The 20563-nt window shown below is 31.0% G+C and carries 23 protein-coding genes; 3 read left to right on the top strand and 20 right to left on the bottom strand.

Going from position 1 to position 20563, the window contains the following annotated elements; all coding sequences use genetic code 11:
* Positions 1 to 28 precede the first annotated feature (28 nt).
* The 9 genes from bsdtw1_RS06795 to bsdtw1_RS06755 all read right to left on the bottom strand — a co-directional run bounded on the left by bsdtw1_RS06795 (position 29) and on the right by bsdtw1_RS06755 (position 6589).
* The gene (locus bsdtw1_RS06795; RefSeq protein WP_183276843.1) at positions 29 to 1213 is read right to left on the bottom strand and encodes an MFS transporter; all 1185 of its coding nucleotides are present in this window, start codon (positions 1211 to 1213) and stop codon (positions 29 to 31) included.
* A 324-nt stretch (positions 1214 to 1537) separates the two neighbouring features.
* Complete coding sequence (locus tag bsdtw1_RS06790; RefSeq protein WP_183276842.1) at positions 1538 to 2086, bottom strand: hypothetical protein; 549 nt, start codon at positions 2084 to 2086, stop codon at positions 1538 to 1540.
* Between the two features lie 88 nt (positions 2087 to 2174).
* On the bottom strand, positions 2175 to 2354 hold the full coding sequence (locus bsdtw1_RS06785) for a hypothetical protein (RefSeq protein WP_183276841.1): 180 nt from the start codon (positions 2352 to 2354) through the stop codon (positions 2175 to 2177).
* A 48-nt stretch (positions 2355 to 2402) separates the two neighbouring features.
* Entirely contained in the window at positions 2403 to 2870 is a 468-nt protein-coding gene (locus bsdtw1_RS06780; protein WP_183276840.1) for a GNAT family N-acetyltransferase, read from the bottom strand.
* 171 nt (positions 2871 to 3041) lie between these two features.
* Positions 3042 to 3692 (bottom strand): cyclase family protein, encoded by a 651-nt coding sequence (locus bsdtw1_RS06775; RefSeq protein WP_183276839.1) that lies wholly within the window; start codon positions 3690 to 3692, stop codon positions 3042 to 3044.
* 25 nt (positions 3693 to 3717) lie between these two features.
* Positions 3718 to 4371, bottom strand: coding sequence for a carbon-nitrogen hydrolase family protein (locus bsdtw1_RS06770; protein ID WP_183276838.1), 654 nt, complete (start codon positions 4369 to 4371; stop codon positions 3718 to 3720).
* Between the two features lie 98 nt (positions 4372 to 4469).
* Complete coding sequence (locus tag bsdtw1_RS06765; RefSeq protein WP_183276837.1) at positions 4470 to 5390, bottom strand: metallophosphoesterase family protein; 921 nt, start codon at positions 5388 to 5390, stop codon at positions 4470 to 4472.
* Positions 5391 to 5551: 161 nt separating this feature from the next.
* Positions 5552 to 6157: a DJ-1/PfpI family protein gene (locus bsdtw1_RS06760; RefSeq protein ID WP_183276836.1), complete on the bottom strand. Its 606-nt coding sequence runs from the start codon at positions 6155 to 6157 to the stop codon at positions 5552 to 5554.
* Positions 6158 to 6193: 36 nt separating this feature from the next.
* On the bottom strand, positions 6194 to 6589 hold the full coding sequence (locus tag bsdtw1_RS06755; protein ID WP_183276835.1) for an ACT domain-containing protein: 396 nt from the start codon (positions 6587 to 6589) through the stop codon (positions 6194 to 6196).
* A gap of 218 nt (positions 6590 to 6807) precedes the next feature.
* On the opposite strand from bsdtw1_RS06755, the gene bsdtw1_RS06750 reads away from it, so the two are divergent.
* Positions 6808 to 7203, top strand: a complete 396-nt coding sequence (locus bsdtw1_RS06750) for a hypothetical protein (RefSeq protein WP_183276834.1) — start codon at positions 6808 to 6810, stop codon at positions 7201 to 7203.
* 28 nt (positions 7204 to 7231) lie between these two features.
* On the opposite strand, the gene bsdtw1_RS06745 is transcribed toward bsdtw1_RS06750, so the two are convergent.
* Positions 7232 to 7663: a GNAT family N-acetyltransferase gene (locus bsdtw1_RS06745; protein ID WP_183276833.1), complete on the bottom strand. Its 432-nt coding sequence runs from the start codon at positions 7661 to 7663 to the stop codon at positions 7232 to 7234.
* Between the two features lie 438 nt (positions 7664 to 8101).
* On the opposite strand from bsdtw1_RS06745, the gene bsdtw1_RS06740 reads away from it, so the two are divergent.
* Positions 8102 to 8308: a hypothetical protein gene (locus bsdtw1_RS06740; RefSeq protein ID WP_183276832.1), complete on the top strand. Its 207-nt coding sequence runs from the start codon at positions 8102 to 8104 to the stop codon at positions 8306 to 8308.
* Positions 8309 to 8496: 188 nt separating this feature from the next.
* Here bsdtw1_RS06740 and bsdtw1_RS06735 read toward each other — a convergent pair whose 3' ends face one another.
* A complete protein-coding gene (locus bsdtw1_RS06735; RefSeq protein WP_183276831.1) occupies positions 8497 to 8838 on the bottom strand; it encodes a hypothetical protein in 342 nt (113 codons plus the stop codon).
* A gap of 214 nt (positions 8839 to 9052) precedes the next feature.
* Here bsdtw1_RS06735 and ytaF point away from each other — a divergent pair, with 214 nt between their 5' ends.
* A complete protein-coding gene (ytaF, locus tag bsdtw1_RS06730; protein ID WP_183276830.1) occupies positions 9053 to 9667 on the top strand; it encodes a sporulation membrane protein YtaF in 615 nt (204 codons plus the stop codon).
* 105 nt (positions 9668 to 9772) lie between these two features.
* Here ytaF and bsdtw1_RS06725 read toward each other — a convergent pair whose 3' ends face one another.
* From bsdtw1_RS06725 to bsdtw1_RS06685, 9 genes are all read right to left on the bottom strand, one after another.
* Positions 9773 to 10768 (bottom strand): NAD(P)H-dependent glycerol-3-phosphate dehydrogenase, encoded by a 996-nt coding sequence (locus tag bsdtw1_RS06725; RefSeq protein ID WP_183276829.1) that lies wholly within the window; start codon positions 10766 to 10768, stop codon positions 9773 to 9775.
* Between the two features lie 4 nt (positions 10769 to 10772).
* Positions 10773 to 12089 carry a ribosome biogenesis GTPase Der gene (gene der / locus bsdtw1_RS06720; RefSeq protein ID WP_183276828.1) on the bottom strand — a complete coding sequence of 439 codons (1317 nt, stop codon included), beginning with the start codon at positions 12087 to 12089 and terminating at the stop codon, positions 10773 to 10775.
* A 2-nt stretch (positions 12090 to 12091) separates the two neighbouring features.
* Complete coding sequence (locus bsdtw1_RS06715) at positions 12092 to 13426, bottom strand: DUF512 domain-containing protein (RefSeq protein WP_183276827.1); 1335 nt, start codon at positions 13424 to 13426, stop codon at positions 12092 to 12094.
* Between the two features lie 589 nt (positions 13427 to 14015).
* Positions 14016 to 14672: a phosphate signaling complex protein PhoU gene (gene phoU / locus bsdtw1_RS06710; RefSeq protein WP_183276826.1), complete on the bottom strand. Its 657-nt coding sequence runs from the start codon at positions 14670 to 14672 to the stop codon at positions 14016 to 14018.
* A 23-nt stretch (positions 14673 to 14695) separates the two neighbouring features.
* On the bottom strand, positions 14696 to 15445 hold the full coding sequence (gene pstB, locus bsdtw1_RS06705; protein WP_183276825.1) for a phosphate ABC transporter ATP-binding protein PstB: 750 nt from the start codon (positions 15443 to 15445) through the stop codon (positions 14696 to 14698).
* An 11-nt stretch (positions 15446 to 15456) separates the two neighbouring features.
* Positions 15457 to 16356: a phosphate ABC transporter permease PstA gene (gene pstA / locus bsdtw1_RS06700; protein ID WP_183276824.1), complete on the bottom strand. Its 900-nt coding sequence runs from the start codon at positions 16354 to 16356 to the stop codon at positions 15457 to 15459.
* Positions 16356 to 17246 (bottom strand): phosphate ABC transporter permease subunit PstC, encoded by an 891-nt coding sequence (gene pstC / locus bsdtw1_RS06695; RefSeq protein WP_183276823.1) that lies wholly within the window; start codon positions 17244 to 17246, stop codon positions 16356 to 16358. The genes pstA and pstC overlap by 1 nt, the downstream gene beginning before the upstream one ends.
* A 190-nt stretch (positions 17247 to 17436) precedes the next feature.
* Entirely contained in the window at positions 17437 to 18345 is a 909-nt protein-coding gene (locus tag bsdtw1_RS06690) for a phosphate ABC transporter substrate-binding protein (protein WP_183276822.1), read from the bottom strand.
* Positions 18346 to 18505: 160 nt separating this feature from the next.
* Positions 18506 to 20506 carry a methyl-accepting chemotaxis protein gene (locus bsdtw1_RS06685; RefSeq protein WP_183276821.1) on the bottom strand — a complete coding sequence of 667 codons (2001 nt, stop codon included), beginning with the start codon at positions 20504 to 20506 and terminating at the stop codon, positions 18506 to 18508.
* Between the last annotated feature and the right edge of the window lie 57 nt (positions 20507 to 20563).

Genomic DNA, 20563 nt, shown 5'->3' with positions numbered 1-20563 from the left:
TTCTCCCAAATCTAAAAAACTAATAACTTTAAAATATATGTCCATTTTTTACATCCATTTTATCAAAATGGTTTGTCCTAATTAACATAATTAAAGCAGCTACAAAAGCTAATGTTCCAAGCATATAAATCATGTAACTATTGCCATATTGGTATACAATTCCAAATGCATATCCAAATATAGCTCTTCCAATAGACATGGCTGCATTGAACAAAGTAATTGCAGTACCTAAAACTGCCGAATTAACTGAATTCCTAATATAAGTCAAGTTTCCCACTGTAACCATCGCAACACCTAAACAATGAACAATACTTACTGCCAAGAATGCATATTGATTATTAGAAAATGAATAAACTCCAAATCTCACTATCATTGAAATAACAACCAAAATATAATACTTCTTGAAACCTATTTTATTAATAAACTTAATAGCAACCATTAAGAATAATACTTCTGGCAGCACTGTTATAAAAGTCATCCAACTAATTAATGATTTGGTACCGTGTAAAGTAGATACCAGATGATTTCCAGCATAACTCATTGCAGAATCTACTACTACTGTTGTAAGAATAGCAATGCACAAAATAAATATGTAATTTCTATTGGTCAATAGTTCCCTAAAGCTACTTTTTTGCAGCGTATCTTCTTCTCGCTCTTCCTCATTGCCTTTTTTAGGGAAAGTAAAACTAATTGGAATAGCTATAGCTAATAAGAAAGCATAACTAGCGAAAATAGGCCCATCTAATCCAAATTTATCTGCTAAAAACCCAACTACCATACTTGCTAGCATATATCCTAGTGACCCCATAGCTCTAATAGCTCCATAATTGTCACCACTTTCGTGACAGTACTTAGTAGTTACAGTATCCGACATAGGTATAGTACCTAATCGCATTGTTTCTAAACCAATTGCACAGAATACTATCATTGGATATGTTGCTGCTTTATGATATAAAGCAACCATCACTAAAGCCCCAGCAAGAGATACTCTTAATAAAGCATTATATCTTTTAGTTTTATCTCCAACTACTCCCCAGATAGGAATTACAGTAAATCCAACTACTGAACTTAATGCGGCAATTAATCCAATCTGAGAACCATTTAATCCCACACTTTTTTCTAAATATACATTTACATAAGGCATGAAGGTTCCAACAGCTCCTAAATATATAAAATAGAAGGCTTTAAAACTTAAACTATAACGATTTTTCATTGGTTGTCCCCACTCTCCAAACTTATTACGCAAACTTTTAAAAGTTTATGTAATAAGACTAGCATACCACCTTATATTAATCAATTATCGTTTCAAAACTTGCATACTCTTTTCTATTTCTGAAAAAAAACATTTTATTACTAACTTCTTTGCACCTTTATTTTCTAGTTATAAGTAAAACACCGTAACTATTTCTAGTACGGTGTTTTATAGAATTAGCTTAAAGCTTATCAAACTTATAACTTGCTATGATATAAAAGTATTCTTATCATATGCATTCTTACAAAAAATTTCATTAAGTCTTTAAGATCATAAATCTAAATTCTATTGTGGTAACTTGCCATCAAGCAGAATATTCGTTATTGATAGTATTTGTTTTGTGTCTGGAACCATGTCATACTTCTTCAAAAATACGGAACTTTCTTCAGCTGTTTGCTCTTTAAACATTCCAACGCTAAACCCAGGCTCTAATTTTTGTTTGCTCCAGTCAATGTAAGGACCTTTGATGTTAAAACATGATAATTTATCTCTAAAAGAGTATATAGGGTCGTTATATCCAACAAGTACAATAGGAAATTTATTCTTAGCTTGTTCACTAAGCCAATCTGAGTCAACTAAATTTACAGAATCTTTATCTATCCAAATCGCTGTGTTTTTAGTAACTAAAGCTTTCATTTCCTTTTGACTAGTTACACGCAGAACCTCTGGATACTTATCAAGATCTTCTTTGGTAAGCTGTCCGCCTTCTTTAGGTGATAAATAAATTGCTTTTACTGTACTTTTTTCTTTATGGTAGCACCCAGTAAAAGAAGATGCTAAAGCTACCACAATTATAATTATAAAAGCTAACTTATCTTTCTTTATTAGGTTCATACATACATCTCCTTATGTTCTTTAAAATAATTTATTCACTAGTCTTTACTCCATCATCAGAAACTCTCGAACATAGGGCCAGTTGAATTTATCTTCCTTGTTTCCACCTATCAGCATTTCTAAAAATATTTAATACATTTGCAACCAATATTAAAACAAGTGCTATAACTCTTGCTGAATTGTTACCTTCTCCTATACCGATAAACAAAATTACTGCTGCTATTATGATTAATAGGATTGATGCTATTAATAATATTTTTTTCTTCATACCTCTCTCCTTATTTAAATTGATAAACCTATAAATAATAGTATTACTTTATTTACAGAGTAGCTTCTTTTCAAACAACACTACCTTAACTGAACCGCTCATATATTCATCAACAATGTTATATCCAAGCTTTTTATAGAAATAATGATTTCGCTCTTTATCTGCTGGTGTTTCTAAACTCCATACAGTTACATTGGAAAATTCTTTTTCAACAAACCTTATGGCATGTTGTCCTATTCCTCTATTTTCATAACTAGGTATTACACAAAGGCAACCAATATAACAAGTATTATCATTATTTTCTCTAACGCTTATATTACCTACGACTTTTTCATCACTAAATATTTTGTATGATTTTATTTTAGTATTGAGTAGTGTATTAGTCATACTTTCTATTGATATATTGTATCCTGGACATTCACCATATTTTATATAGTCTGAAAAAAAACTTAGATTTCTAACCTCAACCAATACTTCAGCATCTTCAATATTAGCTATTTCAAACTTTATTTCCATATAAGGATCTCCTTACTCTCTATACCTGCACTTCAACTTATTATACATAATAAGCACATTAATTTCAATAATATGGTATATAAGTTATAATAACCCACGTGTACTTATTACTGGATTCCAATATATTATCAAAGGGAGACCTTTTTCAGATCTCCCTTTACCTTCTTTATATTACTTGTCTTCTAAAATTGCAATCGCTCTAATTGGCGCTCCATCAGCATTCTCATATTTTAGAGGAAGTGCACATAGAGTAAACAAGTCGTTACCAACTTTCTTTAGATTAGTCAAATTTTCAATAACAACTATTTCAGTTTCAGCAAAAAGCTTTTTGTGTAAGGTTAAGTTTTCATCTGCAATAGGGTCTATACCTATTACATCTAAGCCCACACCCTTCTTCTTACTTTGTATCAGATAGTCTGCAACCTCTTCTGTGATATAAGGGTACTCTCCGAAATAAGCATCTGTACCCCAAAATTCATCCCATCCTGTTCTAAACAAAATAAACTCTGCTTCATCAGCCTTTTCTATTACATTTTCAATATATTCAATAGTGATTTTCTCACCTTCCTTTAAATCACTGCAATCAATTACTAATGCTTTTCCTACAAATTGTTCAGCAGGAAATGAATCTAAAGTAGTTTTTTTATCAAATATATGAGCTGGTGCATCCATATGAGTTCCTGTATGAGAGAACATAGTTAATAAGGTTTCTTTAAAACCGCTTTTATCATATGTATTTGCAATTTCTAATTTAGGTTCCTCTGTACCGGGATATACTGGCATTCGTTCTGAAATTGTATGGGTTAAATCAATTATTCTCATAGTTTAATCTCACTTTTCATAGCTTCTATAGCTCAATTTCTAATATTCCTTCTAGCTCAGGAATAGATATAATCGTACTTTCATTTATATAAGTACTAAAACCATTATTTTTATCTGATACTATACTGCTAGCTAACACTGGCATTTTTCTCTCACTTACAAATTCCTTTAGCTCCATGATTCTCTTTTCATAATTCTCATTAGTGAAATGATAAATAAACAATACAAAGTCTAAATCCTTTGTTTCTATAGATTTCCAATGCTTTAGATCCATACAAATGAACACCTTAAATTTCTTATTAAACATTTGAAAAGTTTCATGTTCTTTCCCAGCTTTTATTCCTTGCATTTCCTCTGTTGAATCTGGGAAAACCTTAATTTGTTTTTTATCTTCAGGTAAGAATTCACAACAGTTATAAACTTCTTCGTTTATTCTTACTAAAGAATTAGTTAGCAATATCTTTCCTTCAGGTATTTTTAAGTTTTTCTTTGCTACATCTCCTTCAATTATCCACTTATCTACATCAACATTACTTTCTGAGACCAATGAACCTGTAAAAGCATACTCTGGTAAAACCAATAACTCCCCTCTACTCTTATCAATTAACTCTTGTATGTGTGCAATATTATTTCTAATATTACCTTTTTCGATTTTAGGCTGTAATAATGAAACTTTCATTCTATTTCTCCCTTATTGTTTAATATTTTTATATAGTTTAACTTTCAATTATGCTCACTTTTATTATTAGTCTATTTTCTATTAATATTATCTTGTAGCTACTTGTTATTATCAGTATTCAATGAAGATATTCTAGCTGTTATAGCGCGTCCATTCCAATCACCTTCTATACCAAGTTCTTTTGGTGATACTGTCTGAAAACACCCTTCCATACCATCTATCTTAATATTTCCATCTGGTAATATAGTTACAATAGTATATAGCCCTTCTTCATAAAGTACTAAGTCCTTAATAAACGGGTATCTTTCATGTATATCCTCAGAATAAGTAAAATGCTCGTACTGTGGTCCAAACCAAATATATGACATTGCATTTACTGCAAAATAATATGTATCTCCAATCTTTCTTATAGAGTCTGCATGATCATGCCCATTTAAACACATTAGTACTCTTTTTTCAGTTTTATTTATATCATTGATTAACTGTTGCACTTCATTACGGTTATGAACTCCTCTTTTCATGAATTCATTTTCAAAACTATGATGAGAAAGGATAACAAAGTAAGGGCATTCTTCTTTAAGCTCTTTCTTTAGCCAATTGAGCTCCTCCTCCGGTAATACAGGATAAATTCCAGCGGAAGAATCATAATTCTTTTTACAATATGGTACATACTCTCTATCATACTGTATGAAACAAGTATCTAAAGCAATAAATTTTATATCACCATACTTAAAGGAATAGTAGCTATCTTTCATCCCAAAGAATCTAAGCACTTCTTCTCTATCACATGAATCTGAATCATGATTACCAATGAGGTTATAATATGGTCTTCCAGTACTATTAAGTATGTCTAGCAGTGAGTTATTATTTTTTGTAGCTTTGCAAAAATCTCCAAGGTTGACGATAAAATCTATATCTTTTTCTTGTATATCAGCTATAAAATTTTTCAACCTTCTTTGTCCATCATGAATATGGTCGTAATGCAAATCGGTAAAAACTGCAAATTTAACTTCTTTCATATATTTTTTCTATCCCTTACATTTAATATTAAACTGATATAGAAATAATAATTTTTTAAGAAATATTATGTTTATATTAACTCTTTATAACTCTTTATAATAAAAAGTAGTTTCATGTAGCTGTCCACTTAATGACTTTGCATATTCAGGGACTTTTCCAATTACTCATATAACTTATAAAATGGATCATAGGTGCTATCCTCGTTCCAAATATACTCTATTCTTTGGCTAGTCTCCAATGCCTTTGCTTTCCCCAAAATATCTTCAATAAATCCTAAAGTCATATCCATACCGGCAGATACTCCGGAAGAAGTATATAGCTTTCCGTCCTGTACCCATCTTGCTTCTTCAACCCATAGAACTTTTTCACCTTGCTCTGTTACCCACTTATATGCCTTTTTATTTGTAGTTGCTCTTTTATTATCTAATATTCCTGCTTTTGCAAGTAAAGCCGAACCAGTACAAATACTAAGCGTATATTTAGCACGATTATGCAGCTCTCTAATAAAGCTAATAAAACTTTCGTCACTAACATTTTCTCTCGTTCCATTACCACCTGGTACAATTAAAATTCTTTCTACGTCTTTCTCTTCTTTATATAAATTACTCTCAATTCTTACTCTTTGAGAGCTTTCAATGACCTCTCCATCTATAGATATGAAATTCAACTTAAATATATCAGGAAGTTTACCAAGTATTTCAACAGGTCCAAATACATCCAAAGTTTCAAAATCATCAAATAATAGTACATCAACTATGTAGCTCATTGCTTTATCTCCTTTTGTTTATATATTTCTACAATCCTAATAACCTAATATTTCGTATCTTTCTTCAATCAATGATTTCACTGCTTTATCAATATCCTTATTCTTGATTAGTATATAATCTGTATCATAAGTGGAAACAGCAAAAATACTAATTCCTTTGTCTGCTAATATTGAACTGATTGATGAAAGTATACCAATCAAAGAAAAATCTAACGGTCCTTCAATCTTTAAAATATTCCAATCTTTTTCACACTTTATATTATCAGGAATATTGTCTTCGTCGCACACAATAGACAGCTCATCAGCTGTTTTTGTTATAGAAAAGAACTCTCCATTTTGAGCCCAACTAGGTATAATCTCATTTTTATCTAGTCTACAAACTCCATACTTATCTCTTAATAATCTCATTGTCAATATTTTTTCTTTCCTCATCTTTACACCCTTTCTGAAAAATAAGACTAGTTCTAATTACTATAATCATATATAAAATATTAATATTTTTAGCTTTATACTCCACAGCTAAACCTGCAAAGTAGTACATTAATCACATTAATTTAAGATGATTTTTATTGTCATATAACTAAATTTCACCGTATCTTTTTAACCTCTTTATATAATTCGACATAATATACATAGTGAGGTGACTTACTATGAAAAGCCTATTTACTAAATTTTTAAAATTCTATAAGAATACCAATTTAGCTACAAAAGCACTTATTACCATAGGTATGATTGCACTAATAGAAACAGTTCTGACTGTATTTCTTGATACATCTCAAACAAGCCCAAATGCCATTGCTATAAGATCCGTGATGTCAAGCATCTTTGGTTTTATATTTGGATCTCAGTTATCTGAAAACTCAAATATTGAAAATATAAATATTCAAACTCAAATAGCTATTTTAGTAGCTTTAATTTGCCTTATAACATCGATAATTGCACATTGGTTAAATGTAAACCAAGTTGGAGCCGCATCAGTAGAGATAAGAAATCTTTTATTTTCCGCTGTAGGCTTTTTATTAAGTAGAGCAAAACATACTGGTTAGAGTGTTTTGCTCTATAATTATACTTATTTTAATTATTATTGTGATTAATGCTTAAATTTCTATATACTAAATCCTCTCTTTCTTTGAAACCAATTGATTCCCAAAATCTATTTCCTATATCATTGGAAGCAAAAGCAACAAGTGCAACTTTATTTATTTCTTCTTTCCTTAGAGCTCCAAGAACAGCTCTAACTAAAGCTTTTCCAATTCCTTGACCTCGATATTCACAGTCTACTCCAGTATGATAAATATATCCCCGTCTTCCATCATGACCACATAATATTACTCCTACAACTTCATTTTCTAGCTTTGCAATAAAATTAGTTGTAGGATTCCTCCTTATAAATTTATCAATTCCTTGCAGGGAATCATCAAGACTCCTCATTCCCATACCTGAAGTATTTGTCCAAAGTTTATATACTTTATCATAATCTTCAATAGTCATTAAACTTATATCCATAGCCTACACCCCAATGTTAATATTTTAAATGTATTGTTCAACCATCAAAAGATATTTTATATACACAATATACCATAAAATCATTCATTTACAGATAATATTATTGTTATTTAATTTAATTTTATGATAGATCTAATTTTTAGAGTTCTATTACAAAAACTTAATATAGATATCCCATTTCCATTATTATAAAAGCATACTAATAGTGTTTTTAATAATTAATACCAACTAATTCAAATAATGCATTTTTTAAAACTAGTATATCTATATCTTATTTTAGTAAGAATGTACTTATTTTAAATTTTAAGGATAACACTATAAACATTATACTTTTCCTTACATATATGTGCCCTTTCAAGTTCTCTCATCCAAAGTCGTGAGAGCTTTATCTTTAATAATAAAGTACGAAATGAACATACTAAACTTGGAGGTGGTTTTATGAAAAGAACAAAATCAAGTGAACATGATAAAGTACTTACTTCTCCATCAACAACTGGCTCCTTTGGCTTATCGACTTCTTCAAACTTAACTGTTGAATCTTCAGACATTGAAGGTGATGGAAGCGATTCATTAATACCAGAGTTTCATAAAGATAAAAGCTGGTCTTCAAAAACTACTGCAACCTTTGATGATAACGAGGAATAAGTAAAACTTGAGCATTTACATACTTCGAAATATAAATAAATATTAATACTATTGCTTAATGAAGAAAAAAACAGAAAACTTTTAGCCCATATTTAAAAGTAAAGGCCATGCATATCAAGGAATATTTCCTATATATTATGCATGGTCTTTATACTTATAATCTATTTTATTCTCTCTTATACTAAAACTTATTTTTTAATCTTCCTAATCTTAAATTCCTTATCTTTTTTAGGTGCTGCAAGTCCAGTGCTAAAAATCATATCAGTCAAACTAATAAAAAATCCTATTATGATTCCAAATCCCACATCACCTAAGTTAAAGAAATCTTTTATTGAAACAGCTAGAAATATTGTGATTAAAAAACTAATACTTTTTATAAATGCCCTTTTTTTTATCTTATTTACTATTTTTTTAATTGGTTTAAACGCTTGCAATATACTTTCATCTAATGCACTAAATATTATATAAAATACAATTGATGATATAATGGCCGATACAATACAGTATAAAAAATCATATAAAAACTCCATATCTTCTTCCTTTCAAGTAACCTTTTACCAATTTATCCTCTTACTTGATTATATAATTAATAACTATATAGTTCAATCTACTTCAATCCGAAATTTAACAGATCTATAATCTGTATTCACAATATATATTTATGTTCCATATATTAAGGTGTAAAACAATTCACAAAACATTTTTTAATATTTAATTTACACATAGTTAAAAAGGAGAGAATCCATGATATTTTTTCTATCCGCCCTACTTTTTAGCCTATCTTCAAATCTAGATAACCTAGTAATTGGGATGGCTTATGGCTTAAAAAAAATTAAGATATGTCTTTTTAATAATCTTGTAATAGCTGGTATTACCACTACAGGAACTTTTTTATCCATGTTCGTAGGATTATTCATTTCAAAATTCCTATCTAATTCTGTAGCAAATAAATTGGGTGCCATAATAATAGTATTTTTAGGCGTATACTTCGTCATTCAAAGTATAAGAAAATTTTTAAATAATGTTAATATAAAAGATTTGGCTTTAAAAGATATTAAAGACATGGTAGAGTATGCAGAAAAGTCTGATACCGATAAATCTGGTGACATAAGTACCAAAGAATCTTTTCTTGTTGCTCTAGGGTTAACCTTTAATAATTTAGGTACAGGCATAGCAGCTAGTATAACAGGTGTAAGTATCCCTTTAACAACTGTCTTAACCTTCATACTAAGTATTGTTACTATAATGTTTGGGCAAGCATTAGGTAGCAATGTAATAGGAAAGCTTCTGGGAAAATACGCTCCACTAGTATCCGGAATATTACTTATAGTACTAGGCATAATTGAATTTATAAATTAACACTTTCAAAAAATAAAAAGACTTGCCTCAACCTCCTGATTACACCTACAAATATCACTATCTGTAGCCTAGGTTAAATGCAAGTCTTTAAATTATCAATATAAATTACTGATATTTTTCTGATTTCTTATCTCTTTCCATAAGTCCACTAACTGCTTCATTTGGGCTTAACCCATCAAAAAGTATTCTGTGAAGAATATCAGTAATTGGCATATCAACATCAAGTTTTTCTTTTAATTCGTAGAAAGCTCTGCAGGCTTTAACTCCTTCAACAACCATTCCTACTTCTTTTTCTGCTTCAGCAAGGCTCTTACCTTGACCAATTAGTATTCCAGCCCTTCTATTTCTAGAGTGCATACTTGTACAAGTTACAATAAGATCGCCCATCCCTGTCAGTCCGAAGAAAGTTTCCATCTTTCCGCCAAGTTTAAAACCTATTTTGCTTATCTCCATCATACCTCTAGTCATAAGCGCCGCTTTAGCGTTATCTCCGTAACCTATACCATCACAAACTCCAGCTGCTAAAGCTATAATATTTTTCACTGCCCCACCTATTTCCACACCAACAAGATCATCATTGGTATATATTCTAAGATGAGGAGCCATAAATAAATCCTGAACTTTTTCAGCAGCTGACATATCTTTAGAACTTGCAACTAAAGTAGTTGGGTATTGTAAGGCAACTTCTTCTGCGTGAGAAGGTCCAGATAAAACTACTATTGGATTATTAAGCTCCTGCTCTATTACTTCTGATAATCTTAAATCAGTACCTTCCTCAATCCCTTTAGCTATACTTACAACCACTATATCCTCTGGAAGTTTTCCTTTAAGTGATTTGCAAGCATTTCTTATTACATGGGAAGGTACTGCAAGCACTAAGCATCCTGTATCCTTAAGTGCTTCCTCTAAATCGTAATAGGCAGTGACATTTTCAGGAATGTGCAACTCCTTAATGTATCTATCATTTGTTCTTTTGTTGTTTATCTCATCAACAACCTCTTTATCTCTGTCCCAAATAGACACCGTTACACCCTTTTTGGCTAGAAGAATTGATAAAGCTGTTCCAAAGCTTCCTCCTCCTAAAAAAGTCACCTTATTCATACTTTTATTCCTTCCTTTCTCTATACTCTATTTCTAATCCTGTTCCTTTAAAATCAAAGCTTTCTCTTAGCTGATTTTCAAGATATCTTCCGTAAGAAAAATGTAAAGCATTGCTGTCATTTACAAAGAATATAAATTTAGGTGGTTTGTTTGCAACTTGAGTTGCATAGTATATCTTAAGTCTCTTAAGTCCAACTACTGGTGGTTCTTTCATAAGTACCGCTTTATTTATAACCTCATTAAGTATACCAGTTGATATTCTCTTTGAGTAGTTATCATAACAGCCCTTAGCCATCTCTAGCACCTTATGTACTCTTTGACCAGTTAATGCTGATATGAATAAGAAAGGTGAGTAGGATAAGAACTTTAAGTTTGATTGAAGATCTTTTAGATAAGTATTCATTGTCTTATCGTCTTTTTCAATCAAATCCCACTTATTTACTATAACCATTATAGCTTTATTCATTTCATGAGCAAAACCTATAATTTTTTCATCTTGATCAGTAACACCTTCTTGAGCATCAAGCATAAGTATAACTACATCTGCTCTTTCAATTGAAGCGTAAGTTCTTATTACACTATACTTTTCAATTTCTTCTTTAACCTTACTTTTTCTTCTAAGACCAGCAGTATCTATAAGTATAAACTTACCTTCATCTGTTTCAAGGTAACTATCTATAGAATCTCTAGTAGTACCTGGAACATCACTTACTATTACTCTATCTTCACCTAAAAGCTTATTGATAAGTGATGACTTACCTACGTTTGGTTTACCAACCATAGCTATTCTTACATATTCATCTTCTTCGTCATCAGTTCCAAGTTCTTTGAAGTGTTCTACTACTCTGTCAAGCATATCTCCTAGTGCAAGACCTTGAGTTGCTGATATTGTTATAGGATCACCTATACCTAAATTATAGAACTCATAAGCATTAGCTTCATCTTTTAAGTTATCTATCTTATTTACAACAAGTACAACAGGTTTTTTACTCTTTCTAAGCATTTGAGAAACTTCTTTATCTGCTGCTGTAAGTCCTTCCTTACCATCAACGATAAACACTATAACATCTGCAGTTTCAATAGCTATTTGTGCCTGTCTTCTCATTTGTTTTACTATAATATCTTCACTTTCTGGCTCAATACCACCTGTATCTATCATAGTAAATTTGTAGTTTAACCACTCAGCCTCTGCATAAACTCTATCTCTAGTAACTCCTGGTGTATCCTGTACTATAGATATTCTTTTTCCTGCCAATTTATTAAACAATGTAGATTTTCCTACATTTGGACGTCCAACTATAGCAACTATTGGTTTTCCCATGTTTATTCCTCCTCACAATATGTGTTTATAATTTGTATCAAGTCTTCTCCAGTGTAATCACATACAATGACTTTCACATCTAGCTGCTCTTCAACATCTTTTATCTTTAGATCATCAAGCATTATCTTATCCTTAGAATCACCTAACTCATACCCTTTTCTGAACATGTTATCAGCCATTATAAGGTATGGTGCTTCAAGGTTTTCTTTTAGCTGATTTATAATATCTTTACCAGTTAAAAGTCCATTTACTGTAATAGTTTCTCCAAAGAAATGATTTATTACTTTATAAACATCAATTTTTATATTATTGTTTTTATTCATAATGCTATCTGCTACTTTTTTTACTTCATCATAGGCAGAAACACCTGTAGCAATAGCGAAATGGCCCTTTATATCGTCTTTTAGTTCTGATATATCTCTTTCGATGGTATTTCTAAGCATTCTTATAACGCCTACACCATCTTCTATCTGATGATATCCATCATAGAAATCTTCATCAGGTATGTCATAATTACTTAAAACATAAAACTCGTCAGATAGTCTCACAAAAGGTGAACCTATTTCTTTCATGAACTTCTCTTGTAGCTTCTCTACCAGCTCAATTTCTTTTCTTGCACTGTCACCATCAAAAATATCTAATTTTGCAAGTCCTTCTCTATGTTTAGTTATGCCTATTGGAACTGCAGCTATATTTTGAATAGAAGGGTGCAGCTTATATAAGTCTAAAACTGTCCTTTGAAGCTCTTCTCCATTGTTAACACCTGGTACAACTACTATTTGAGCATTCATTTCTATACCAGCCTCTGCTAGTCTCTTAAGCCTGTCATAAACATTACCTGCAAATCTGTTATTTAACATCTTAACTCTAAGATCTGGATTTGTTGTATGTACTGATACATTAATAGGACTTATTCTGTATCTTATTATTCTATCTATGTCACAGTCCTTCATATTTGTTAAGGTTACAAAGTTACCCTGAAGAAAAGAAAGTCTTGAGTCATCATCTTTAAAATATAAAGTATCTCTCATACCCGTAGGTAATTGATCTATAAAACAGAATATGCATTTATTGGAACAGCTTATTGCCTTATCCATTATAGAAGCCTCAAACTCTACTCCTAAGTCTTCATCATATTCTTTCTCTATCTCATAAACCCAAACTTCACCGTCTGGTTTTTCTACTTCTACATCTAAGTATTCCTCTGCCATCAAAAACTTATAGTCTATAACGTCATTTACTTCTGTTTCATTTATAGAAATTAAATAATCTCCAACTTCAATTCCTAATTCTTCTGCTATTCCGCCAGGAAGAATCTTCGCAATTTTGTTTTTCATTTTTTTCACTCCTGAAAAATACTTCAATATGTAATATACCCTATTAGCCCTTAGTAGTCAACAATTAACGCTTTATGCACAGTTTCATGTGACTCTAAATATCTAATATTTATAGGATAAAAATCGTATTCACTATAAATTTTGTCCATTTTTATAGTAAGTTATATACTATATAAAAAATATTACACTTTTCTTTACAGTAAAAAAGTCGCTGAAGGGCTCTTCTTCAGTGAACTTTTTTGCGCATCTGCCTTTCCGAATGAATATGAGGAAAATTTGGCAGGCGCATAAATTTTATTTTTTACTGTATAGCCATAAAAAGCTTCTGAAAGCATTAAAATATATAGGTTTAATCGACATAAAAATATTACACTTTTCTTTACAGTAAAAAATAGCTCGAATATCCCCAAGGATTCCAAGCTATTTTTATATTTAATAAAGATATATTTATTAAATACCCTATTCACCATAGTTAAGTTGTTAACTACATAAATTAAAATTAAGCTACTAATTTATACATTTAAAAAGTGCACACATTATAAATAATTTGACATTGCTCTTTGATTAATGACTTATAAATCTTACTTAATTATTCATTAAGGTCAACAAAGTTTCCAGTAACTAGATAGATAGTCCATTCACATATATTAGTAACATGATCTGCTATTCTTTCTAAGTATTTGCATACGAATAACAATTGACTTGCTTGAGTCACTGTTTCGTGATGAGAGTTCATATATGCTAGAAGTTCAGTAAATACTTTCTTATACACAGCATCTACTTCATCATCCATCTTACAAATCTCATAAGCTTTATCAGAATCTCCTTCTATATAAGCATCTATAGAAAGCTTAATCATTTCTTGTACGACTGTGGCTATCTTTGGTATATCTATTAGCTTTTTAATATACTTTTCATCTTTAAGTCTTCTTGTTATCTTTGCTATATCAACTGCATGGTCAGCCATTCTTTCAAGATCTGTAACTATCTTAGTAGTTGTAAAGATATTTCTCAAATCTTTTGCTAGAGGCTGCTCCCTACCAATTAACTTTATACACTTGTCTTCAATTTCTCTTTGAAGATCATCTACTAAATCGTCGCCTTTTATTATTCTCTCAGCTAATTCCACATCCTGATTCACTAAAGATTCAACTGAACCATGTATTTGTTTTTCTACAATGCTTCCCATTTTTACTAAGTCATCATGTAAAAGCTGTAAACCATAATCGAAAGATGTTCTTGTCATTTATATCACCTCATAAAGTAATTTTAACCGAATCTACCTGTTATATAATCTTCTGTTCTCTTATCTCTTGGCTTATAGAATATATCATCTGTTTTTCCGTATTCTACAACTTCTCCTGTTAAGAAAAACGCTGTATTATCCGCAATTCTTCCTGCCTGCTGCATATTATGAGTTACGATTATAACAGTATATGTCTTTTTTAGTGTATCCATTAGTTCTTCTATTTTATTCGTTGAGATAGGATCAAGTGCAGAAGTTGGTTCATCCATTAAAAGAACTTCTGGTTCTACTGCAAGAGTTCTTGCTATACAAAGTCTTTGTTGTTGACCACCTGAAAGCCCTAAAGCACTTTTCTTTAATCTATCCTTAACCTCATCCCATAGAGCAGCTCCTCTAAGACTTTTCTCAATTATTTCATCTAACTTAGCTTTATTCTTTATCCCATGAATTCTTGGTCCATAGGCTATATTATCATAGATTGACATTGGGAATGGGTTTGGTCTTTGGAAAACCATTCCTACCCTCTTTCTAAGTTCAATTTCATCAAAATCATTATAAATATTTCTGCCTTCGAAGAATACATCTCCTTCTATTCTAACAGAATCTATAAGATCATTCATCCTATTCAAGGTTCTTAAGAAAGTTGACTTACCGCAACCAGAAGGTCCAATAAGTGCAGTTACTGTATTTGGTTCTATATCAAGGCTTATGCCCTTAAGTGCATGATTATTTCCATAATATAAATTTAAATTATTCGTTGAAATTATTGACATGTTATATCCTCCTACTTACCACTATAAGACTTATAAAGTGCATTACCTACTAATCTTGAAATTATATTAAATAAAAGCACCATTATTATTAAAACTGCTGAAGCACCATTTGCAATTTGAGTAGCATCTGGCACTGAACCTTCTGATTTAAGTTTCCATATATGAACTGCTAATGTTTCTGCAGGTCTGAATACGTCATATGCAGACATCTTATCAGCAGAACTCATACCAAAAAGCGAAAATCTACCAAATTTAAATAAAGGTGCACTCATGCCTGCTGTATATAAGAAAGCTGCTGCTTCACCAAAAATTCTTCCTGCTGCTAATATGATTCCGGTTAGTATTTGCGGCATAGCATAAGGAAGAGTTATCTTTCTTATAGTTTGAAATCTTGTTGCCCCCAGCCCAACACTTGCCTCTTTTACTTTTTTTGACGCTTCTCTTATTGCATTTTCACTTACTCTTGTCATAGATGGGAGGTTTAATATACTAACTGATAAAGCACCAGCTAAAACAGAATACTTCCATCCTGCGAGAGTAACAAATACTAAAAGACCAAAAAGTCCAACAACAATCGAAGGAAGTGAAGACATCGTCTCTATACATAGTCTTAAGAAATTAACGAATCTTCCTTGCCCTGCATATTCTGAAAGATAAATACCAGCACCTAGTCCAATAGGAACGGTAATTATAAGAGATACTATTAACATGTAAAAGGAGTTAAATAGCTGTGGTCCAATGCCACCGCCTGCTGCTCCATTTTTAGGCTGACCGAATAGGAAATTGAAACTTATCATTCCGGCACCCTTATATAAAATATAACCTAAGAAGGATATTAAAAGCAAAACAATTGATACAGAGATTATATAAAGTATTGAAGTAGCTATTTTATCTGCAGTTTTTGCCTTCATTATGCTTCACCTCTTCTTCCTATTTTTCTAACTATAACTATAAATATAAAGGATATTATTAAAAGCATTAAAGCTAATGACCATAAAGCATTATTCCACTCAGATCCAAAAGCTGTATTTGCCATATCCATTGTAAGTACGCTTGTAAGCGTAGTTGTTGATTGAAGAAGATTTGTTGGAAGCTTTAATGTATTTCCGATAACCATTTGAACTGCAAGAGCTTCACCAAAAGCTCTAGCAAGACCAAGTACTACCGCAGTAAGAACTCCGCTTTTTGCAGCTGGAACAACAACTTTGTATATGGTTTGCCATCTTGTTGATCCCAATCCATAAGCTGCTTCGATATAATCATTAGGTATAGTCCTTATGGCATCAGATGAAAGTGATGCAATGGTTGGAAGAATCATTACACTTAACACCAAAATACCTGCTAAAAGACTTGATCCGTCACCATGAAAGTTATTTCTTATTATTGGTACAAGTACACTTAAGCCAATCCACCCATATACAACAGATGGTATACCAACGAAAAGTTCTAAAGCTGGCTGAAGAACTCTTTTACCATACTTTGTAGATATCATATTCATAAAAATTGCAAGAGATATAGCAATTGGTGTGCTCACTATTACTGAACCTATAGCAACTGCTGTTGATCCTGCTATTAAAGTTAGAGCACCAAATTGAGGTGAATCTGCATTTGGTGTCCATTCTGTACTAAATAAGAATTTAAATATAGAATATCTATCTTTTGTGAACAAACTTAATCCTTTTGACGCTATAAAAAATATAATGGATAGAGTCAATACCACTATTAAAAGTCCACAAAACACTGCAAAACCTTTGCCAATATATTCAGATTTTAATTTTTGCCAAAAACTTCTTTTTTCCATAACTCTTCCCTCATAATATTTATTGTTGAGTATCATCATATATAACGATTTGAAATATATCATTATGTTTATTAGAACGAACTTTATTTACTAATTTCCTACTGTTAATTCATAGGAGTCTTAGCACTTTCAATACATCTTCAAACACCTTAAGACTGGCGTAAGCCAGCCTTAAAAGCTAATTTATAAACTATTTAACCTTCATATCTCCAACTGAGATAAATCCTAAATCTTCAACTGCCTTCTTGTTATCAGCACTTGTTATATAATCTATGAATGCTTTAGCAAGATCTTTAGCTTCACCTTTTGTATACATATGTTCCCATGACCAGAATATATATTTTCCTGTAGTTATGTTTTCTTTTGTTGGTTGTACGCCTTCAATTGATACTGGTACTAATGATTTTTTAGCATCTGCGTCTAGTAAGTATGAAAGAGCTACGTAGCTTATTGAACCTTTTGTGCTTTCTAATGCAGTCTTAACTGAACCATTAGCATCTTGTACTACACCAATCTTGTCATTTTCAACATCTTTCTTACCATCTAAAACTGTTTTCATGAAAGTTGCTCTTGTTCCTGAAGAAGCTGGTCTGTGAACAACAGTTATAGGTAAATCAGTTTTTCCATCGATAGCCTTCCAGTTTGTAACTTTTCCTGAGAATATATCAGCTATTTGAGCTTTAGTTAAGTTAGTTACTGGAACATCCTTACTTACTGTTACTGCAAATCCTAAAGCAACAACTTGATGATCTACTAATTGTGATGCTTCTTCTGGTTTTAATTTATCAGCAGCTGGAACATCTGAATCTCCAATTTCAACTGCACCTTGTAAAACTTGTGTAAGCCCAGTTCCACTTCCTCCACCTTGTGAATTTATTTGTGCATCTTTATTCTTAGCTTGAAAATCTTCACTTGCTTTATCTATTAGTGGCTTTAAAGCTGTTGATCCTGATATTGTTATTGATCCAGCAACTGCTGCTTGCTTTCCTGAATCAGTAGCAGTTTTATCATCACTCTTTGAAGCACATCCTGCGAAAATTCCAGTTGCCATAGTTAATGCTAGTGCGATTACACCGAATTTTAAACTTCTTTTATTCATATTTGATAACCTCCAAATTTTATTTACTGTTTTATTATTTATCTACCTTACATAATAAATTATATTATTCTTAAGTTAAGTAAGTATTAGCTGTTTGTTAAGTAATAATATAGTAATGTAAATTTTATTTAACAAAGTGTATAAATTTTATGAACATCTTTTACTCTACCTTAAAGTTTGAAATTGAGCTCTGAAGCTTATAGACAGTTTGATTCATAGAGTTTTTAACTTCATCTAACATCGCTGAATCTTCCCATTGTTTATTAACAGAAACTGAAACCTCTTCAATACTTTTGTTAAATTCCTCAAATGTAGTGTTAACATCTGATAATCTTTTATTCATTTCATTCTTATCCTTGTTAATTCCAGTTATATTGGTATTAACGTCTTGTATATAGCCAATAATCTTGTCTGTGCTCTTTATAATAGTGTTAAATTTGTCTACGCTTATATTTAATACATCTGTTTGCATATTAAAGAAGTTATTTAGTTCTTCCATACTTTCTGAAGTTTCATCAATATTGCTATTTATTACCTTAATCAAACTATTAATTGATTTCATTTCTCCTTCAATAGACTTTGAGAGCTTTCCAATTTCTTCTGCTACAACAGAAAAACTCTTTCCAAACTCACCTGCTCTAGCAGCTTCAATAGAAGCATTAAGTGATAATATATTTGTCTGTGTTGAAATATTTGTTACACCTTGAGCTATAGTATTTATGCTATTCAAGTTTGTTATAAGTTTTTTTATACTTTGATCTATGGCATTAAAGTTTATACCTGCATTGTTTCCTATATCTCTTAATTCATATATAGAATTCATTCCTTCGCTATTAACTGTTCTAATAGAACTTGCATGCTTGTACATCTTTTCTGATTTCATATTAATTTCGTTTAACTTTTCTTCATATCTCTCAAAACCTTCGATACACCATTTTATTGCTTCATCAATATTCCTAGTTTCCTCAACCATAACCTTGGATGACTCCTTTATAAAAGTCATACCTTCATGATTATCTTCTTGGACCGCTGAAAAGCACTCATTTATATTAAGTAAATCATTTGCAGAACCTTTTATCTCATTTATTAGAACTCTTATATTTCCAATCATCTGATCAAAGTTATTTGATAAATCTCCCAATTCATCTTTACTATTAACATTGCTTAAAACAGTAAGATCGCCCTCAGATATTTTTCTTGTACTATTAGTGAGATTTTTAAGAGGTTTAAGTACTGAATTTATCATAATAATTATTAAAGGAATTAATATTATTTGTTCTACAATTCCAAATATAATCAATACTCTTCCTATGTATGTAGAAGCTTCAAGAATCTCTGCCTTATTTGCAGCAAGTACAACCATCATTTTAAGTTCAGGTATAGTAAGTGTTTCAGCCACCATTGATTTTCCATTCTCTTCATATGATTCTATATTGCTATTTGCCTTAGCCAAATATTGAGGGTTTTTAATTAGGCTTGCAATCTCTTTTATGGATATAGGTTTATTAATCTTGTGCATATCTGGGTGATATACAATTTTATTAGAACTATCCACCATAAAAACAAATCCAGTATTAAGAAATTTAAAAGAATTAAATCTTTCAGAGAAATAACTGCTATCAAGAACCTTTCCTACTGCCCCAACTATTGTTCCGTTCTGATCTTCTACTGGAACTAAGAAGTACACTATAAACTTGCCAGTTATAATTGAGCTTTCCACAGATCCAACTGCTTCTTTTCCTGCTTGCGTAGCTTTAAAATATTCTTTTGATGAAAGATCTAAGCTCATATATTGATCATTAGAACTTGCTTTAATTACACCTTTTTTATCAGTCACAAAAATTGCTTCATCATAACTTGTAGAAACCTTTTTTAGTCTTTCATTCAGACTTTTTTGTTTTTCTTCGCTTAGATTGCTTTCATAGTATTCTGCTAAAACATTTTCCTTACCTATACTTTTCAAGTTTTCTATTTGATATGCTATCGAGGATTTAAAACTGTTCCCTATTTCGCTGGTTATAATATTCATGTTGTTATAGTTTGAGTTCATTATCTTATTATTTGCAACAGCATAAATAGAATAGTTTGTAATAACCGTAAACACTATAAGGAAAAGACTAATTGTTGTTACAATTTTTATTGATATCTTCCTTTTTTTCATCCAAATAACTCCCCTTCAGGCATTTTTATAATGCTTATCTTCTCTTATTGTTGAAAA

Origin of the sequence: Clostridium fungisolvens (assembly GCF_014193895.1) — a bacterium.
In the GTDB taxonomy this organism is placed as follows: Bacteria; Bacillota; Clostridia; order Clostridiales; family Clostridiaceae; genus Clostridium_AR; species Clostridium_AR fungisolvens.
Note: the sequence above shows the minus strand (reverse complement) of the source record. Positions and strands in the feature narration are given on the sequence as shown.

Bases quoted from the DNA above. Each gene is read 5' to 3' on its own strand.
- bsdtw1_RS06795 (WP_183276843.1), bottom strand. From the start codon at position 1,213: ATGAAAAATCGTTATAGTTTAAGTTTTAAAGCCTTCTATTTTATATAT.
- bsdtw1_RS06790 (WP_183276842.1), bottom strand. From the start codon at position 2,086: ATGAACCTAATAAAGAAAGATAAGTTAGCTTTTATAATTATAATTGTG.
- bsdtw1_RS06785 (WP_183276841.1), bottom strand. From the start codon at position 2,354: ATGAAGAAAAAAATATTATTAATAGCATCAATCCTATTAATCATAATA.
- bsdtw1_RS06780 (WP_183276840.1), bottom strand. From the start codon at position 2,870: ATGGAAATAAAGTTTGAAATAGCTAATATTGAAGATGCTGAAGTATTG.
- bsdtw1_RS06775 (WP_183276839.1), bottom strand. From the start codon at position 3,692: ATGAGAATAATTGATTTAACCCATACAATTTCAGAACGAATGCCAGTA.
- bsdtw1_RS06770 (WP_183276838.1), bottom strand. From the start codon at position 4,371: ATGAAAGTTTCATTATTACAGCCTAAAATCGAAAAAGGTAATATTAGA.
- bsdtw1_RS06765 (WP_183276837.1), bottom strand. From the start codon at position 5,390: ATGAAAGAAGTTAAATTTGCAGTTTTTACCGATTTGCATTACGACCAT.
- bsdtw1_RS06760 (WP_183276836.1), bottom strand. From the start codon at position 6,157: ATGAGCTACATAGTTGATGTACTATTATTTGATGATTTTGAAACTTTG.
- bsdtw1_RS06755 (WP_183276835.1), bottom strand. From the start codon at position 6,589: ATGAGGAAAGAAAAAATATTGACAATGAGATTATTAAGAGATAAGTAT.
- bsdtw1_RS06750 (WP_183276834.1), top strand. From the start codon at position 6,808: ATGAAAAGCCTATTTACTAAATTTTTAAAATTCTATAAGAATACCAAT.
- bsdtw1_RS06745 (WP_183276833.1), bottom strand. From the start codon at position 7,663: ATGGATATAAGTTTAATGACTATTGAAGATTATGATAAAGTATATAAA.
- bsdtw1_RS06740 (WP_183276832.1), top strand. From the start codon at position 8,102: ATGAAAAGAACAAAATCAAGTGAACATGATAAAGTACTTACTTCTCCA.
- bsdtw1_RS06735 (WP_183276831.1), bottom strand. From the start codon at position 8,838: ATGGAGTTTTTATATGATTTTTTATACTGTATTGTATCGGCCATTATA.
- ytaF (WP_183276830.1), top strand. From the start codon at position 9,053: ATGATATTTTTTCTATCCGCCCTACTTTTTAGCCTATCTTCAAATCTA.
- bsdtw1_RS06725 (WP_183276829.1), bottom strand. From the start codon at position 10,768: ATGAATAAGGTGACTTTTTTAGGAGGAGGAAGCTTTGGAACAGCTTTA.
- der (WP_183276828.1), bottom strand. From the start codon at position 12,089: ATGGGAAAACCAATAGTTGCTATAGTTGGACGTCCAAATGTAGGAAAA.
- bsdtw1_RS06715 (WP_183276827.1), bottom strand. From the start codon at position 13,426: ATGAAAAACAAAATTGCGAAGATTCTTCCTGGCGGAATAGCAGAAGAA.
- phoU (WP_183276826.1), bottom strand. From the start codon at position 14,672: ATGACAAGAACATCTTTCGATTATGGTTTACAGCTTTTACATGATGAC.
- pstB (WP_183276825.1), bottom strand. From the start codon at position 15,445: ATGTCAATAATTTCAACGAATAATTTAAATTTATATTATGGAAATAAT.
- pstA (WP_183276824.1), bottom strand. From the start codon at position 16,356: ATGAAGGCAAAAACTGCAGATAAAATAGCTACTTCAATACTTTATATA.
- pstC (WP_183276823.1), bottom strand. From the start codon at position 17,246: ATGGAAAAAAGAAGTTTTTGGCAAAAATTAAAATCTGAATATATTGGC.
- bsdtw1_RS06690 (WP_183276822.1), bottom strand. From the start codon at position 18,345: ATGAATAAAAGAAGTTTAAAATTCGGTGTAATCGCACTAGCATTAACT.
- bsdtw1_RS06685 (WP_183276821.1), bottom strand. From the start codon at position 20,506: ATGAAAAAAAGGAAGATATCAATAAAAATTGTAACAACAATTAGTCTT.